Genomic DNA, 15,521 nt, shown 5'->3' on the forward strand with positions numbered 1-15,521 from the left:
CGACCTGGCACCGACCTCGCGCCAGGGTCAGCGGATGGTGACCTGGCGGTTGGCCAGGCCCGAGCGCGCGGAGCGCTGCTCGGTGGTGAGCTCGCTCTCGTCGGCGAGTGCCGCGTCGAGGCGCGTGCGGAGCTCGGCCGCGCCGTCCTCCACGCCCTCGACGCCCGTGCCGTCGGGCAGCTCCCACACCGGGGCCACCACGCCGTGCGCGCGGAACATGCCGATGAGCCGGGCGCCGTCGATCACCCTGTCGGCACCGTCGACGTGCAGCCGGGCGAAGGCGTCGAGCAGGGCGTCCTCCGGCTCCGGCATGACCCAGCGGAGGAACTCCCGCTCGCCCAGCTGCGTCCAGTAGGCCGCCTCCACCGAGGCGAGCCGCGCCGTCGGGGCTGCCGCGCCGTCCGCCTGCTCCAGCGCCGCCGCCACCTCCGGGGATTCCTCCACGTCGGCGACCCAGAAGTCGAAGCCCTCGTGCACCTCGACCCGCAACGCCTCGTCGGCGACGAGGTCCTGGAGCCGCGGGCCCTCGCCGGGTGCCTCGGTGAGGCCGACCATGGGGGTGCCGGGCTCGGCCTCGAACGCGGCCAGCAGCACCGCGGCCAGGTCGCGCGACGGGTCGCCGAAGGCGTGCTGCACCTGCAGCCCGAGCCAGACCTCGCCGCTCTCCCGCACCATGGCAGGGGCCGCCATCGGCAGCAGCGTGCAGACCCGGACGGTCCGGCCGGCGTACTCACCGGTGAGGGGGAGCAACGCGGTCGCTGCCGGCACCAGCTCGCGCATCGCGACCAGGTCGCACTCCGACGCTAGGCCCTCGAAGGGCCGCTTCACGAAGACGGTGCTGCCGCCGGGCGCGCCGTGGCAGGCCTTGTAGCGCTTGCCCGACCCGCAGGGGCAGGGCTGGCGGGGGCCGACCTCACCGGACGTCGTGGTCTCCGCGGGGCGCCCCTTGGCGCGGTTCTTCTTGGCCATGGCCCCAGAACCTATCCGGCGACCTCACCCTTGGCGTCGAGCAGGTCGAGGAGGTGGGCCGGCCGGTCGGTGATCACGGCCTTCACGCCCAGCTTCAGGCACAGGTCGAGGTCGGCCTCGTCGTTGACCGTCCAGACGTGCATCCGCCGGTCGTGGCGGGCCATGCTGTCGACCACCCTCGGGTGCTCGCGCAGCAACGCGATGCCCGGGCCCATGATCGTGTCGCGTCCGACCACGCGCTTCAGCATCGGCCAGGCCGCCGGCTTGTCGATCAGCTGCACCAGCTGCACCTCCGGCGCCAGCCGCTCCACCCGCTGGAGGGCCGTGAACGAGAAGCTCATCACGCGCACCTGCGCGCCGGCGGAGTGCCAGCCGAACTCCTTGAGCATCTCCACGAGCCGCTTCTCGACGAGGCCGCCGAACCGGGTCGGGTGCTTGGTCTCGATCGCGACCTCCACCCGGCGCTCGTAGTCGGCCACGGTCTCCAGCAGCTTGCGCAGGGTGAGCACGCGGTCCAGGGCGTCGTCGCGTTCGGGCGCCTCGTCGTCGAGGTCGGCCCACGGGTTCTTCCATGCCGCGAAGTCGAGCTCGTTGAGCTCGGCGAGGTCCATCGTCGAGACGAGCCCGCGGTTGCTCGCCGTACGCCGCAGGTCGCGGTCGTGCACGCAGACGAGGTGGCCGTCGGCGGTGAGCCGCACGTCGCACTCGAGCGCGCCGGCGCCGGCGTCGAGGGCCTCGAGGTAGGCGCCGAGCGTGTGCTCCGCCTTCTCATGACTCGCGCCCCGATGGGCGACGACCTGCGGTCGCATGGAGAAGATGATGCCAGCCGTACGCCGGCAGCGAACGCGTCTTTCCCTCGCGCCGTGCTCGGCCTAGCGTCGCGCCATGGGTGAGGTGCTGCGATTCCCCGTTCCGTCCGCTGCGGTCCCGCCCGCTCCCGAGGCGGCCCCGGTCGAGCCGCTGTGGCGCGAGGCGGCCGGCGCCGAGCTGCGCCGCGAGCGGCACCGCGTCGAGCGCACGATCGCCGACGTGGCCGAGCACGCCGGCATCTCCGAGCAGTACCTCTCCGAGGTCGAGCGCGGCCGCAAGGAGCCCAGCTCGGAGGTCCTCGCCGCCGTGGCCGGCGCGCTCGGGCTGCGGGTCGCCGACCTCGCCCTGCGGGCCGCGCGCCGGTTGCACGGCCCCGTCTGCCTGGCAGCCTGAGCGCACGTCACGGCGTCCCGGTACGGCCTAGGGGACCGGCTTCCGCGACGTGAGGACGGCGTCGGCCAGGCCGTAGGCGACCGCGGCCTCGGCGTCGAGGATCAGGTCGCGGTCGGTGTCGTCGCGGAGCTTCGCGACGCTCTGGCCGGTGTGCTGCGCGAGCACCCGCTCCATCGTGCCGCGCAGCCGCACGATCTCCTTCGCCTGGACCGCGAGGTCCGGCAGCGTGCCCTGCCCGCCGCCGGAGGGCTGGTGCAGGATCACCCGGGAGCTCGGCAGCACCGACCGCCGACCCGGTGCCCCCGCGGCCAGCAGCACGGCCGCCGACGACGCGGCCTGCCCGATGCACGTCGTGGAGATCGGCGCCCGGATGAACTGCATCGTGTCGTAGATGCCGAGCATCGCGGTCACCGAGCCGCCGGGCGAGTTGAGGTAGAGGCTGATGGGGAGGTCGGGCTCGTCGGCCTCGAGGTGGAGCAGCTGGGCGATGACGACGTTGGCCACGCCGTCGTCGATCTCGGTGCCGATCGTGATGATGCGGTCGGTCAGCAGCCGGCTGTAGATGTCGACGGCCCGCTCGCCGCGCACGGTCCGCTCGACGACGCTCGGGATCGTGTACTGGCTCATCGCAGGCCTCCGAAGGCGGCGGAGGGCCGCGAGGGAGCGACGGCCCGCACGTCGGTGAGGATCTCGTCGACGAAGCCGTAGTCCTTGGCCTCCTGGGCGGTGAACCACCGATCGCGCAGGGCGTCCTTCTCCACCCGCTCCACGGGTTGCCCGGTGTGCTCCGCGATGAGGCCCATCAGCACGCCCTTGGTGTGCTCGAGGTTCTCCGCCTGGATCTCGATGTCGATGGCCGAGCCCCCGATGCCGGCCGACCCCTGGTGCAGCAGGACGCGCGCGTGCGGGAGGACGTAGCGCTTGCCGGGCGTGCCGGCCGACAGCAGGAACTGGCCCATGCTCGCCGCCAGCCCCATCGCCAGGGTGCTGACGTCGTTGGGGATCATCCGCATCGTGTCGTAGATCGCCAGCCCGGCGGTCACCGAGCCACCGGGACTGTTGATGTAGAGGCTGATGTCGCGGTGCGGGTCCTCGGCGGAGAGCAGGAGGAGCGCCGCGCACAGGCGGTTGGCGACGCGGTCGTCGACCTCCTGGCCCAGCACGACGATGCGCTGCTGGAGGAGCCGGGAGGTGAGCTGGTCGTCGACCATCATGAGGGGCGGTTCGGGTGCGTGGGTGGTCATGGCTCCACGGTGCGGGGCGGGCGGCCCGGGGCAAAGGGTTCGCTGCCCACAGCAGATCCGCTCACGGCGGTAGGGTCCCGTCGTGGCGTACGACGAGCTGGTCCGTCGGCTCCGTGCCGCCGGGTGCGTCTTCGCGGAGGACGAGGCGCGGTTGCTGCTCGGGGCCGCCGAGGGCGACGTGCTCGAGGGCCTGGTCGCCCGCCGGGTGGCCGGTGAGCCGTTGGAGTACCTCCTCGGCTGGGTCGACTTCGCCGGCGTGCGGGTCACGGTGACGAGCGGGGTCTTCATCCCCCGCCAGCGCACCGCCCATCTCGTCGAGCTCGCCGCAGCGGCGCTGCCGGCCGCCGGCGTGGCGGTCGACCTGTGCTGCGGGTCCGGCGCGATCGCGCTGGCCGTCCTCGCCCAGCGACCGGACGCCGAGGTGCACGCCGCCGACGTCGACCCGCTGTCGGTCGCGTGCGCCCGCGAGAACCTCACGCCGGTCGGCGGCACCGTCCACCTCGGTGATCTCGACACTCCGCTGCCGGCCAGCTTGCGCGGCCGGGTCGACGTGCTCGTCGCCAACGTGCCCTACGTGCCGACCGCGGCCATCGCCCTGATGCCGGCCGAGTCGCGCGACCACGAGCCCCGCGGACTGGTCGACGGCGGGACCGACGGCCTCGAGGTCGTACGGCGACTGGCGGCCCGGGCTCCGCGCTGGCTCGCGCCCGCGGGTCGGGTGCTCGTGGAGACGGGCGCGGCCCAGGCCGCGGTGGCGGCGGACGCCTTCGCGCGCGCCGGACTGGCGGCCGGGGTGCACCACGACGACGAGCGCGGCGCGACGGTGGTGTCGGGCACGATGCCCTCATGAGAGAGGCACTGGTCCGACAGGTCTGGACGGGGCTCGGCGCCCCGCACGCGCTCGACGGTCTCGAGCTCACCGGCCCGGAGGTCGTCTGGCCGTCGGCCTTCGACGTGACCGGCCTGGCCGTGGCATCGGTGTCCGCTGCGTCGCTGGCGGTGGCCGACCTCGCCGGCGCTTCCCGCGTCGCGGTCGACAGCCGCGAGGCCTGCGCCGCCTTCCACTCCGAGCGGCTGTTCTCCCCGATCGGGTGGGAGCTGCCCCCTCCGTGGGACCCGATCGCCGGTGATTACCCCACAGCGGACGGCTGGATCCGGCTGCACACCAACTACGCCCACCACCGCACGGCTGCCACGGCCGCCCTCGGGCTCGGCGACGATGCGTCCCGGGAGAGCGTGGCCGCGGCCGTGCGCGAGCGCGCTGCCGACGAGCTCGAGCAGGCGGTCGTGGACGCGGGCGGCTGCGCAGCCGCGTTGCGCGACCGCGCGGCCTGGCTCCAGCACCCCGCGGGTGCGACCGCTGCGGCGCTGCCGCTCGTGGACCTGCGGGCGACGGGTGCGCGCACCCGTTTCGAGCCGGTCCCCGACCGGCCGCTCGACGGGCTGAGCGTCCTCGACCTCACCCGCGTCATCGCCGGTCCGGTCTGCACCCGTCTGCTCGCGGCCCACGGAGCCGACGTCCTCCGCATCGACCCGCCGGGCTTCGCCGAGGTGCCCGCGCTGCTCCCGGTGACGACGGAGGGCAAGCGGTGCGCGGCGCTCGACCTGAGCACCCCGACCGGCCGGGAGACCTTCCTCGCCCTCCTCCACGACGCCGACGTGCTCGTGCACGGCCTCCGCCCCGGCGCGCTGGACCGGCTCGGGCTCGGCGCCGACGTGCTGGCCGACCGCTTCCCGCACCTCGTGACGGGGCAGCTCAGCGCCTACGGCACCGTCGGGCCCTGGGGCGGCCGGCGCGGGTTCGACAGCCTGGTGCAGATGAGCGCCGGCATCGTCGCCGCCGAGTCGGCACGCGCCGGAGGCCCCGGCCTGTCGGCACTGCCCGCCCAGGCACTCGACCACGCCACCGGCTACCTCCTGGCTGCCGGGATCTGCCGGCTGCTGGCCGACGCGACGTCCGGCACCGCGACCGCGGCCCTCGCTGCGACCGCCGAGCTGCTCGCCACGGCGCCGGCGCCGGACGCCGAGCCTGCGGGGCTCGGCGAGCCGCGGCGTCCGGAGCGCTCCACGGCCTGGGGCCCGGCCGGCGTCGTACCGGTCGCGGGGCGGGTGGGCGACCTGGTCACCGACCTGCCGCGGCCTGCAGGCCCGCTCGGCCGGCACGAGCCGGTCTGGAGCTGACCGGCCGGTCGACCGCGGCTAGCGGTTGACGAACGCCAGCCACGACCCGATGACGACGCCGCCGACCGCGACCTCGACGCGGCGCGCCCAGCGTGCCGGGTAGATCCGGTCCTCGAAGTAGTGCGCGATGAATCCGCGCTCGTGCAGCGCCGGCCGGCCCGCACCCGAGCGGCCCCAGTCCTCCAGGCGCGAGAGCGGACACTCCGCGTCGGTGGCCGCCATCCGGCCGCCCCACAAGGCTGCGCCGAGATGCGGCAGGAACACCCAGGGGACCATGCAGGCGAGGAAGCCGCCGAGCACGGTGAACGCCACGAACACCAGGTGGGTGACCAGCGCCCCCAGCGCCACGACGCGATGCACCCGGCCGAGTGTAGGCGGCGCCGTTCAGGCCTGCGTGCGCAGGTAGCGCCCGAAGTGGGGCACGGTGAACGCGATGCGGCCCCGCTCCCCCGAGTAGATGAGCCCCTTCTTCAGCAGGCTGTCGCGCGCGGGCGAGAGCGACTGCGGCTTCTTGCCGAGCACCAGCGCCACGTCGGCGGTGGACACGGCGTCCACGAGCGGCGGTCCTGAGGAGCCGGGCGACGAGGCGTCTCGGAGCGCGGCGTCGGCCATCGCCCGCAGGTAGTCGCGCTCGCCCGGCGTGGCCCGGTCGTAGCGGGAGCCGAAGAACCCGACCGCGAGCTCGCGCTCGGCCTCGGGAGCGGCGACCGCGACGTCGTCGGCCGTGATCGGCGAGCGGGTCGCCAGGTCCCACACGGCCTTCCCGTAGGCCTGGATGAAGTAGGGGTAGCCGCCGGTGGCGTCGTACATCGCGGCGAGGGCCGCGTCGTCGTACTCGGCGTCCTCCTCGGCGGCCGGCGCGGCCAGTGCGCGGTCGGCGGCCTCACGCCCGAGCCGGTCGATGCGCTGGTAGGAGAACAGCCGCTCGGAGTAGGACTTCGACGCCGACAGCACCGCCGGCAGGTGCGGCAGACCGGCACCGACGACGATGACCGGGAGCCCGCTCTGGCTCAGCTCGTGACAGGCCGCGCAGAGCGCGGAGACGTCGGCCGGGCCGAGGTCCTGCATCTCGTCGACGAAGACCGCGACGCCCAGGCCCTTGTCGGCGGCGAGGCCGCCGACGTCGGAGAGCAGCTCGACCAGGTCGATCTCGACGTCGCCGGAGTCGGCCCGCCCCCGGACGGCGGGCGCGGCGATGCCCGGGCTCCACTTGTCCTTGAGCTTCGCATCGGTGCCGGCCTCGCGCTCGGCGAAGGAGCGGATCACGCCGAGCACGTGGTCGACCTCGTCCTCGTTGGGGTGACCGAGCTCGCGCACGGCCTGGTGCAGCGCGCTCGACAACGGGCGGCGCAGCGACTGGTCGGGCCTCGCCTCGAGCTTGCCGGTGCCCCAGCCCTTCCGCACCGCCGCCGAGCGCAGGGCGTTGAGCAGCACCGTCTTGCCCACGCCCCGCAGGCCGGTCAGCACCAGCGACCGCTCCGGGCGTCCGCGCGCCACCCGCTCGAGCACGACGTCGAAGGCGGCCAGCTGCTCGTCGCGGCCCGCGAGCTCGGGCGGACGCTGCCCGGCGCCGGGGGCGTAGGGATTCCGGATCGGGTCCACGATCGGACCGTATCGAGGTGTCTAGCCCGATCCCTAGACCCGGCTAGCGTGTCGCATCGTCAGCCGTCCTGAGCGGTGTCGACGACCGGCTTCCTCGGCTCCTCAGCCGACATCGTCGAGGACCGGGCGCACCGGCCCTCCGACCCGGCGCTGCCGCAGCGAGTCGACGAGGGTGTCCACGAGGTCGGGCACCTCGTCGGCGGCGAGCCGGAACGTCGCCGTACACACGTTCTCGCGCCACAGCGAGACCACGACCAGGTCGGCGTCGTCGTGCCAGCTCACCCGCAGCGCGCGCTCGTCGCCGCGGGCGTCGAAGAAGACGGAGCCCGTGCGCGGCAGGGGGCGGACGGCGGTCATCGACTCATCATGCGCCCGCGGGAGCGCCCTGTCACTAGCTGTGCGTGGGTACGCTGAGCCGCGTGCCCGAGCTGCCCGAGGTCGAGGCGCTGGCCCAGGACCTGCGCGGCCGGCTGGCCGGCCGTGCCATCACGAAGGTGCACATCGCCGCCTTCAGCGCGCTGAAGACCTACGACCCGCCGCTGGCGGCGATCGAGGGGGCGCTCGTCGACGACGTACGGCGGCACGGCAAGTTCCTCGACGTCGAGGCGAGCGGTCTCCACCTGGTGTTCCACCTCGCCCGGGCGGGATGGGTGCGGTGGAAGGACGACGTGCCCGCCGTCCCGCCACGCCCCAGCAACAAGTCGCCGCTCGCCGTGCGCGTGGTGCTCGACGAGGCCGACGGCCTCACCCCGGGCCTCGACGTGACCGAGGCCGGCACCAAGAAGTCCCTGGCGCTCTACCTCGTCCGCTCCCCCGGCGAGGTGGAGGGCATCGCGCGTCTGGGGCCCGACCCGCTCGCCGAGAGCTTCACCCGGGACGTGCTCGCGGGGATCCTCGAGACGGAGGGGCGCAAGCAGATCAAGGGCGTGCTGCGCCACCAGGGCACGATCGCGGGCATCGGCAACGCCTACTCCGACGAGATCCTGCACGCCGCGCGGATGAGCCCCTTCAAGCCGGCCTCCTCGCTCACCGACGACGAGCTCACCACGCTCTTCCGGGCGGTCAAGGACACGCTGGGAGACGCGGTCGAGCGCTCCCGCGGCCTGGCCGCGAGCGAGCTCAAGGCCGAGAAGAAGTCCCACCTCGCCGTCCACGGCCGCACCGGGCTGGCGTGCCCGGTCTGCGGCGACACGGTGCGCGAGGTCTCCTTCGCCGACTCCAGCCTGCAGTACTGCCCCACCTGCCAGACGGGCGGCAAGCCGCTCGCGGACCGCCGGATGAGCCGGCTGCTGAAGTGAGGCCTGCGCGCTAGAGGCCGCAGCTCGAGCGGAACCAGTCGGCCGCATCCTCGGCGGCGGCGCGCTGGTCGGAGGTCAGCCCTTCCTGCACCGCCTTGATGTCGTCACTGGTGGGATGCGGCGGGAGCGCGCGGATCCGGTCGGCGAGGGCGGCCACGCCGGCCCACGTCGCCGCGCTCATGCTCGACGGCTTGCCGAGCGCGGCCACCTGGGCCGCGAACCGGCGCATCACCGGCGCGATCGCCGCCGCGATCTCCTCCGGGTCGCTGGTCCGCTGTGCTGCGTGCTCGACGGCACGGACCATGACGGCGTACGGCGCGCACACCTCTGCCACCTCCGAGGTCGGCGTGGCGCGGTCCGCCCCGCCGGTGGGGGTGGTCGCGGCCTGCTTCGGCGCCGAGGAGCCGTGCGGCCCGGTCGCGACCACCGCCGGACCGGCGTCGTCGGCGTCGCTGCCGCCCGAGCAACCGGTGAGCAGCGAGCCCGTCGCGGCGGCGACGACTGCCAGAAGCAGCAGCTGCAGCAGGGGCGGTCGGGCAGGGGGAAGCATCAGCCTCCATGGTCCCACCCCGCTCAACCGGGCGGCTCAACCGCGGGCCGCGGCGCGTGCGCTCCGCGTCAGCCGGAACCGCACTTCTCGGACCTGTAGTCGGTGAGCGCGTCCACCTTGGCCTGGTCGTCCTCGGACAGGTCGCCGGTGACGCCGCGGAGGTCGTCGGGGCTGTCGAAGTCGTCGGGGTCCAGGTCGTGGAGGGTGTCGATGGTGATCTCGAATCCCTCGCGCGCGTCGTCGGGGATGCCGTCGGGCGTGCCGGTCTCCTCGAGCTCGTCGGCCCACTTGCCCAGCGCGTCGACGATCTCGTCGCCCGAGGAGTCCGGGTCGAGGCCGTCGACCCACGACCGGTCGGTGACCGCGGAGCAGAAGTCGGGCACCGAGGCGTCCCGGGGCGGGCCGCCGCAGGCCGTCAGGCCGGCGGTGAGGAGCGTGGTCGTGGCCACTGCGGCTGCGAGGCGGGTCGACGGCATGCGGGTCATCATCTCGGTCGGTCCTCGACCGACGAACGGCCGGCCCCGTCGGACGGGGCCGGCCGTCGCCGGTGTCAGGACGTCAGTGCGTCAGGACGTCGGGATCTCGGTGAGGTCCGAGAAGTCCGACGGCAGGTCGGTGAGGTCCGAGAGGTCCGTCGGCAGGTCGCTGAGGTCCGTCGGCAGGTCGCTCAGGTCCGTCGGGAGGTCGCTGGGCAGCTCGAGGTCGTCGGCACCACCGCAGGTCTTGCTCTCGTACTCGGTGTAGGCCGCGATCTTGTCCTTGTCGTCGCTCGAGAAGTCCTTCTCGAACGAGTCCGGGTCGTTGATGTCGATCTCGTCGGGGTCCAGGTCGTCGATCGCGTCCAGCTGGATCTCGAAGCCCTTGCGGGCGTCGTCCGAGATGTCGTCGGGCGTGCCGACGTCCTTGAGCTTGTCGGCGTACTTCTTGAGCGCGTCGACGAAGTCCTCGTTGCTCGGGTCGTCACCGAGGTCCTCGAAGAACGACTGGTCGTTGACGACGTCGCAGTAGTCGTCGGTCGAGGCGTTGTCAGGAGCGTCGGAACCACCGCCACCGCAGGCGGTGAGGGAGAACGCGAGGAGCGCTGCCGCACCCACAGCGGCGGCAGGGCGCTTGATCCGGGTCATTCAGGTAGTCCTTTCGCGGGTGACCCGGCGCCGCGTGCGCTGGGTCGGGGAGCTGGCGGGCCGAGGCCCGCCAGAAGCAGACTATTGAGGGCCGTCCGGTGCCGGAAGTGGTCCTCCCCCGCTGGCGCGTCGCGCAAACACGTCCGGTAGTGGGGTCGCGAGCAGAGCGGGCAGTCGTTCGACGTACGCCCGGCGGGGGATCTCCTCGACACCGAGGGTCGCCAGGTGCGGCGTCGACCACTGCACGTCGACCAGGCGGTCGGCCGCGTGCGCGTCGCTGAGCAACCGCACGAGAGCGACCAGCGCGACCTTCGAGGCGTCGCGGACGTGGTGGTACATCGACTCCCCGGCGAAGAGCCCGCCGATGGCGACGCCGTAGAGGCCGCCGACGAGCCGGCCGTCCTGCCAGGTCTCGACCGAGTGCGCCCAGCCGAGCCGGTGGAGGTCGCCGTACGCCCGGCGGACGCCCGCGTCGATCCACGCACCGGGGCGCCGCGGGTCGCCGCAGGCCATCACGACCTCGTCGAAGACGGTGTCGACCCGGATCTCGAAGTCGCGCAGCGAGCGGCGCAGCGACCGTGACACCCGCAGGCCGTCGAGGCGGAGCACGCCGCGCTGCGCCGGGCTCCACCAGCCGATCCGCCGTCCTTCCGGCATCGGGAAGAGCCCGCGGCGATAGGCGGCGAGGAGGGTGCCTGGCGCGAGGTCGGCGCCGACGGCGAGCAGGTCGTCGTCGGCCGTGAGCGCGGCGACCTGCTCGCGCGCAGGCAGCTCCCACGGCGTCGGAGGCGGCTCGATCGGGCCCTGTTCGTCCATCCCTCTAAGGTTTTCCCATGCGCACTGGCTTGAAGCGAGGGCTCGCCGTCGAGGCGGCACGCGTCGTCGTGCCCAAGCTGACCGAGCTCGCGCCCGGGCTCACGTCGAGCTTCGTGCGCGAGGCGCTGCACCGGGCGATCGTCGGCTTCGGTCCGCTGCCGCCCGCGGCGCGCGCCGCGGAGGCGCAGCTGCGGGAGCAGAAGGGCGACGTCGACCGCGCCATCCACGAGATCATCGAGAACCACGTCCGCTACGCAGGCGTCGGCGGTCTCGTGACCAACCTCGGTGGCCTCGTCACCGCGACGCTCGTCGCCCCCGCCAACATCACCGAGCTCGCGCTCGTCCAGTGCCGGATGGTGGCCGGGATCGCCCACCTGCGTGGTTACGACCTCGAGGACCCCCGGGTGCGCAACGCGATCCTGGTCTCGGTCCTCGGCGAGGACGCGGTGCGCAAGATGGTCAAGCGGATGGCGCTTCCCGCACCCCCGATGGCCATCGCGACCGCGCCCACGCACGACCCCGCCCTCGACGCCACCATCACCACCGCCGTCGCCGGCGACCTCGTCAGCCGGGTGATCGGCAAGCGCCTCGCCACCACCGTCGGCAAGCGTGTCCCGGTCGTGGGCGGTCTCGTCGGCATGGGCGCCGACGGCTACGGCACGTGGAAGGTCGGGCGCTACGCCGACCGGGAGTTCCTGCCGAGGGCGCGCTGACCGTCCGAGGGACCAGGACGACCTACGGCTCGAGGCGGCGCTTGAGCTCGCGGGTGGCTCGGACGGCCAGGCCGTGGGGGTCGGGGCGCCGGGCGGCCTCGGCGGTCATGCTGCTGAGAGCGCTGACCGCGGCGCGGGTGATCGCCTGCTTCTTGACCCGGTCGGGGTTGTGCCAGCGCGCGTCGGGGTCGGGCCGTCGGGGCCGGAGCTCGTCGAGGTCCCCGACGACGTCGATGCCGCTGGCGCGGATCCATTCCAGCGACCGCTCGGTGCGCTCCTCGACCCAGTCGTAGTTGTCGGGCCGCAGCGTGACCGGCGCCGAGCGGTGGTGGAAGAGCGAGCCGTCGGCGACCATGCGGCGCAGGAGGTCGTCGTACTCACCCTCGCGGGCGACCTTGCGGCCCAGCTCCTGGTTGAGGTGGCGCAGCACCTGGGTCTCGGCGACCCCGAGCGAGGCGTTGGTCGCATCGCTGTCGAGCGGCGCCCAGGCCGGGTCGATGTCCAGCGCCCGGCACATCCGGACCCACAGGTCGTCGGCGGAGGATCCGCCGGCCTGGGCCGGTACGACGACCAGGTGGATGCGCTCCGGCGGGACCGCCACCCCCCACGACGACAGCACGTCGGGGATGTCGAAGGCCTGCATCATGAACGGCTTGCCCATCCGGGAGCGCCGCAGGAACTTGCGGAAGGTCCACGCCCGGCCCTGCTTGACGCTCTCCTGCCACGCGGCGGCGAGCTGACGCGCGAGGTCGCGGGCGGAGTAGACGATGTGCACCTCGCTGCCGGCGAGGTCGTGCATCGCGCGCTCGATCATCCGGGCCCGGGCGGGGGCGAGGATCTCGTGGCTGATGATCACGTTGCCGTCGAGCCGGCGGACGCGGCGCATCAGGGCGTCCCACGCGCCGTCGGCGTGACCGGGCGCACCGCCCCAGTCCTGCTCGGTCAGGTCGAGAGCCGCCCGGAACTGCGAGAGCTCCGGCCGCGCCAGCCGACCGGTCGACGGGAAGTGCACGCCGTGCTCCGCCAAGGTCTTGGTGTTGCGTCCCAGGCGGGTCTGGATGTAGGTCGTCCCCGTCTTCGGCGCACCGATGTGGAGATGAACGACCCTGGTCACAGGGGTGATTGTGCCAGCGCGCGCACCACGGCAGACGGGCTGGGCCGTCCGAGCTCGGCCGCCATCCACACACTGGCGTCGACGACCGCGCGCAGGTCGACCCCGTGCTCGATCCCGAGGCCGGTGAGGAACCAGACCAGGTCCTCGGTCGCGAGGTTGCCCGTCGCGCTCTTGGCGTAGGGACAGCCGCCGAGCCCGCCGGCCGAGGCGTCGTACGTCGTCACGCCTGCCTGCAGTCCCGCGTGCACGTTGGTGAGCGCCTGTCCGTAGGTGTCGTGGAAGTGCAGCGCCAAGCGATCGGTGCCCACCCCCGCCGCCTCGAACGCACCCACGAGCGCGCGCACGTGGCCGGCGGTCGCGACGCCGATCGTGTCGCCCAGGCTGAGCTGGGCGCAGCCGAGGGCGAGCAGCCGTCGGCCCACCTCGACCACCTGCTCGACCGGCACCGGGCCCTCCCACGGGTCGCCGAAGCACATCGAGACGTAGCCGCGGACGTCGACGCCGCCGGCGAGGGCGCGCGCGATCGTCGGCTCGAACATCTCGAACTGCGTGGTGAGCGTGCGGTTGAGGTTCTTGGCCGCGAACGTCTCGGTAGCCGACGCGAAGACGGCGACGTGGCGCAGCCCGAGCGCGAGCGCGCGATCGAGGCCACGCTCGTTGGGCACGAGGACGGGGAGAGCCCGCGCCCGGTCGCCGAGGTCGGCCACCAGGCCGGTCATCAGCTCCGCGGCATCGGCGAGCTGCGGCACCCACTTCGGGTGGACGAAGCTGGTCGCCTCGACGATCGGCAGCCCGGCGTCGAGCAGCCGGCGCACGAAGGCGGCCTTCACCTCGGTGGGCACGAGCGCCTGCTCGTTCTGGAGCCCGTCGCGCGGCCCGACCTCGTAGATCGTCACCTGCGACGGGAGCCCGGGCTCGGGCACGACCACCGGCAGCGTCTCGGGACCGCCTTCGCGACCGACGGTCATGATTCCTCCACGGTGAACAGGGGGGCGCCGAGGGCGACCTGCGCGCCGGCCGTCGCCGAGACGCTGGTCACCACGCCGTCGTACGGCGCCTTCAGCGCGAGCTCCATCTTCATCGCCTCCACCACGCCCAGCACGTCGCCGGCCGCGACGGTCGCGCCCTCGGCGACCCGGACGTCGAGCACCGTGCCCGGCATCGGTGCGACCACGGTGCCGTCACTCGCCTCCGCCGCGTGGTCGGCGGCCGCGTCGGGTCGTTCGAAGACGTAGCGCTGGCCGCGGTGGGCGAGCTCGACGCCGTGCTCGGTCACGATCGCTGCGTCCCGTCGTTGTGAGGGTGACCCAGGGGTCACTCTCACAACGACGCCACCGATCTCGACGAGCGTCGGGGCGGCCGGACCGCCCAACCGGAAGCCGTCGGACGCGAAGGGACCGGACGTCGTGGCGCGCTGCTGCTGCCAGAGGTGGGCGGCGAGCTCGCGGGCCGGCGCCGGGTCGGGCGCCACCGGCGGGTTGCGGTCGAGCCAGGCCGTGTCGATCTCCCCCGTGGCGAACGGCTCGCTCGCGGCCAGCTCGCGCAGGAAGCCGGTGTTGGTGGTGAGGCCGAGGATCACCGTCTCGTCGAGCGCGGCGACGAGCTCGCGGCGGGCATCCTCGCGGTCGGACCCGTAGCCGATCACCTTGCCGAGCATGGGATCGAAGGCGGTGCTGACGACCTGGCCGGACTCGAGGGCGTGGTCGATGCGGACGCCCGGCCGTCCGTGGGGCCAGCGCACCAGCGTCGCGCGACCCGCTTGCGGCAGGAAGCCGTTGTAGGCGTCCTCGGCGTAGACCCGCGCCTCGATGGCGTGCGTCGCGGCCACCACCTCGTGCTGCTCGAACGGCAGCGGGTGACCCGCCGCCACGAGCAGCTGGAGCTGGACCAGGTCGAGCCCGGTGGCCTCCTCGGTGACCGGGTGCTCCACCTGCAGGCGGGTGTTCATCTCCAGGAAGTAGAAGTCGCCGGTCGCGGCGTCGAGCAGGAACTCGACCGTGCCGGCGTTGGTGTAGCCGACGCTCTCGGCCAGCGTCACCGCGGCACCGTGGATGCGCTCGCGGACGTCGTCGGCGAGGTACGGCGCCGGCGCCTCCTCGATCACCTTCTGGTGGCGGCGCTGCGCGGAGCACTCGCGGGTGAGCAGGTGGACGACGTTGCCGTGGCTGTCCCCCATCACCTGCACCTCGATGTGGCGGCCCCGCTCGACGTACTTCTCGATCAGCATCGTGTCGTCGCCGAAGGCCGCGAGGGACTCGCGCTTCGCCGCGGCGATGGCCTCGTCGAGCTCGGCGGCGGAGCGCACGATGCGCATGCCCTTGCCGCCGCCGCCGGCGGCGGCCTTGACGAGCACCGGGAAGGCCGCGTCCGTGCCCTGCGGCACGACGGGAACCCCTGCCGCCACCGCGATCTCACGGGCGGCGTCCTTGCGGCCCATGCGCTCGATCACCTCGGGGGTGGGGCCGATCCAGGTCAGGCCCGCGTCGGCCACGGCGCGCGCGAAGCCGGCGTTCTCGGACAGGAAGCCGTAGCCGGGGTGGACCGCCTCGGCGCCAGCGGCGAGTGCCGCGGCGACCTGGGCGTCGGCGTCGAGGAAGGCGTCCGTGCCGGCGACCGCCCGGATGCCGAGCCCGGAGCACGTGCGGGCGACGCGGGCGGCGATCTCGCCGCGGTTGGCGATGTAGACGGTGCTGAACAACGGCTTCAT

The 15,521-nt window shown here is 73.6% G+C and carries 19 protein-coding genes; 5 read left to right on the top strand and 14 right to left on the bottom strand.

The genetic code is table 11. The annotated features are described in order from the left end of the window. Nucleotides 1-27: 27 nt before the first annotated feature. Both ACAX67_RS01170 and ACAX67_RS01175 read right to left on the bottom strand, forming a co-directional pair. Nucleotides 28-969 (bottom strand): DUF5926 family protein, encoded by a 942-nt coding sequence (locus ACAX67_RS01170; RefSeq protein ID WP_370701981.1) that lies wholly within the window; start codon nt 967-969, stop codon nt 28-30. Between the two features lie 11 nt (nt 970-980). Continuing rightward, a complete protein-coding gene (locus tag ACAX67_RS01175; RefSeq protein ID WP_370701982.1) occupies nt 981-1,778 on the bottom strand; it encodes a glycerophosphodiester phosphodiesterase in 798 nt (265 codons plus the stop codon). 76 nt (nt 1,779-1,854) lie between these two features. Here ACAX67_RS01175 and ACAX67_RS01180 point away from each other — a divergent pair, with 76 nt between their 5' ends. Then, entirely contained in the window at nt 1,855-2,172 is a 318-nt protein-coding gene (locus ACAX67_RS01180) for a helix-turn-helix domain-containing protein (RefSeq protein ID WP_370701983.1), read from the top strand. A gap of 27 nt (nt 2,173-2,199) precedes the next feature. Here ACAX67_RS01180 and ACAX67_RS01185 read toward each other — a convergent pair whose 3' ends face one another. Then, nucleotides 2,200-2,799 (bottom strand): ClpP family protease, encoded by a 600-nt coding sequence (locus ACAX67_RS01185; RefSeq protein ID WP_370701984.1) that lies wholly within the window; start codon nt 2,797-2,799, stop codon nt 2,200-2,202. Further along, nucleotides 2,796-3,416: a ClpP family protease gene (locus ACAX67_RS01190; protein WP_370701985.1), complete on the bottom strand. Its 621-nt coding sequence runs from the start codon at nt 3,414-3,416 to the stop codon at nt 2,796-2,798. Before ACAX67_RS01190 ends, ACAX67_RS01185 begins: the two co-directional genes overlap by 4 nt. Before the next feature lie 82 nt (nt 3,417-3,498). On the opposite strand from ACAX67_RS01190, the gene ACAX67_RS01195 reads away from it, so the two are divergent. Both ACAX67_RS01195 and ACAX67_RS01200 read left to right on the top strand, forming a co-directional pair. Then, the gene (locus ACAX67_RS01195) at nt 3,499-4,266 is read left to right on the top strand and encodes a putative protein N(5)-glutamine methyltransferase (RefSeq protein WP_370701986.1); all 768 of its coding nucleotides are present in this window, start codon (nt 3,499-3,501) and stop codon (nt 4,264-4,266) included. Then, complete coding sequence (locus ACAX67_RS01200; protein WP_370701987.1) at nt 4,263-5,597, top strand: CoA transferase; 1,335 nt, start codon at nt 4,263-4,265, stop codon at nt 5,595-5,597. The genes ACAX67_RS01195 and ACAX67_RS01200 overlap by 4 nt, the downstream gene beginning before the upstream one ends. An 18-nt stretch (nt 5,598-5,615) precedes the next feature. Here ACAX67_RS01200 and ACAX67_RS01205 read toward each other — a convergent pair whose 3' ends face one another. The 3 genes from ACAX67_RS01205 to ACAX67_RS01215 all read right to left on the bottom strand — a co-directional run bounded on the left by ACAX67_RS01205 (nt 5,616) and on the right by ACAX67_RS01215 (nt 7,556). Next, a complete protein-coding gene (locus ACAX67_RS01205) occupies nt 5,616-5,957 on the bottom strand; it encodes a DUF2784 domain-containing protein (RefSeq protein ID WP_370701988.1) in 342 nt (113 codons plus the stop codon). A 24-nt stretch (nt 5,958-5,981) separates the two neighbouring features. Next, entirely contained in the window at nt 5,982-7,199 is a 1,218-nt protein-coding gene (locus ACAX67_RS01210) for an ATP-binding protein (RefSeq protein ID WP_370701989.1), read from the bottom strand. Between the two features lie 102 nt (nt 7,200-7,301). Continuing rightward, nucleotides 7,302-7,556, bottom strand: a complete 255-nt coding sequence (locus tag ACAX67_RS01215; RefSeq protein WP_370701990.1) for a hypothetical protein — start codon at nt 7,554-7,556, stop codon at nt 7,302-7,304. Between the two features lie 62 nt (nt 7,557-7,618). Between ACAX67_RS01215 and ACAX67_RS01220 the strand changes: the two genes are divergently transcribed. Beyond that, entirely contained in the window at nt 7,619-8,497 is an 879-nt protein-coding gene (locus ACAX67_RS01220; RefSeq protein WP_370701991.1) for an Fpg/Nei family DNA glycosylase, read from the top strand. Between the two features lie 10 nt (nt 8,498-8,507). Here ACAX67_RS01220 and ACAX67_RS01225 read toward each other — a convergent pair whose 3' ends face one another. The 4 genes from ACAX67_RS01225 to aat all read right to left on the bottom strand — a co-directional run bounded on the left by ACAX67_RS01225 (nt 8,508) and on the right by aat (nt 10,987). Continuing rightward, nucleotides 8,508-9,047, bottom strand: a complete 540-nt coding sequence (locus tag ACAX67_RS01225) for a hypothetical protein (protein ID WP_370701992.1) — start codon at nt 9,045-9,047, stop codon at nt 8,508-8,510. 68 nt (nt 9,048-9,115) lie between these two features. Continuing rightward, entirely contained in the window at nt 9,116-9,523 is a 408-nt protein-coding gene (locus ACAX67_RS01230; protein ID WP_370701993.1) for a hypothetical protein, read from the bottom strand. A gap of 90 nt (nt 9,524-9,613) precedes the next feature. After that, complete coding sequence (locus ACAX67_RS01235) at nt 9,614-10,171, bottom strand: hypothetical protein (RefSeq protein WP_370701994.1); 558 nt, start codon at nt 10,169-10,171, stop codon at nt 9,614-9,616. A gap of 81 nt (nt 10,172-10,252) precedes the next feature. Then, nucleotides 10,253-10,987: a leucyl/phenylalanyl-tRNA--protein transferase gene (gene aat / locus ACAX67_RS01240; RefSeq protein ID WP_370701995.1), complete on the bottom strand. Its 735-nt coding sequence runs from the start codon at nt 10,985-10,987 to the stop codon at nt 10,253-10,255. A 17-nt stretch (nt 10,988-11,004) separates the two neighbouring features. Here aat and ACAX67_RS01245 point away from each other — a divergent pair, with 17 nt between their 5' ends. Further along, complete coding sequence (locus ACAX67_RS01245; RefSeq protein WP_370701996.1) at nt 11,005-11,700, top strand: EcsC family protein; 696 nt, start codon at nt 11,005-11,007, stop codon at nt 11,698-11,700. Nucleotides 11,701-11,722: 22 nt separating this feature from the next. Here the strand turns inward: ACAX67_RS01245 and ACAX67_RS01250 are convergent, their stop codons facing one another. Genes ACAX67_RS01250 through ACAX67_RS01260 form a run of 3 tightly spaced genes read right to left on the bottom strand, consistent with a single transcriptional unit; the run spans nt 11,723 to nt 15,521 of the window. Continuing rightward, on the bottom strand, nt 11,723-12,814 hold the full coding sequence (locus ACAX67_RS01250) for a hypothetical protein (protein WP_370701997.1): 1,092 nt from the start codon (nt 12,812-12,814) through the stop codon (nt 11,723-11,725). Then, on the bottom strand, nt 12,811-13,782 hold the full coding sequence (locus ACAX67_RS01255) for a hydroxymethylglutaryl-CoA lyase (RefSeq protein ID WP_370701998.1): 972 nt from the start codon (nt 13,780-13,782) through the stop codon (nt 12,811-12,813). The genes ACAX67_RS01250 and ACAX67_RS01255 overlap by 4 nt, the downstream gene beginning before the upstream one ends. Then, nucleotides 13,779-15,521, bottom strand: coding sequence for an ATP-binding protein (locus tag ACAX67_RS01260; RefSeq protein ID WP_370701999.1), 1,743 nt, complete (start codon nt 15,519-15,521; stop codon nt 13,779-13,781). The genes ACAX67_RS01255 and ACAX67_RS01260 overlap by 4 nt, the downstream gene beginning before the upstream one ends.

The sequence above is a fragment of the Nocardioides candidus genome (assembly GCF_041321175.1).
Lineage (GTDB): Bacteria > Actinomycetota > Actinomycetes > Propionibacteriales > Nocardioidaceae > Nocardioides.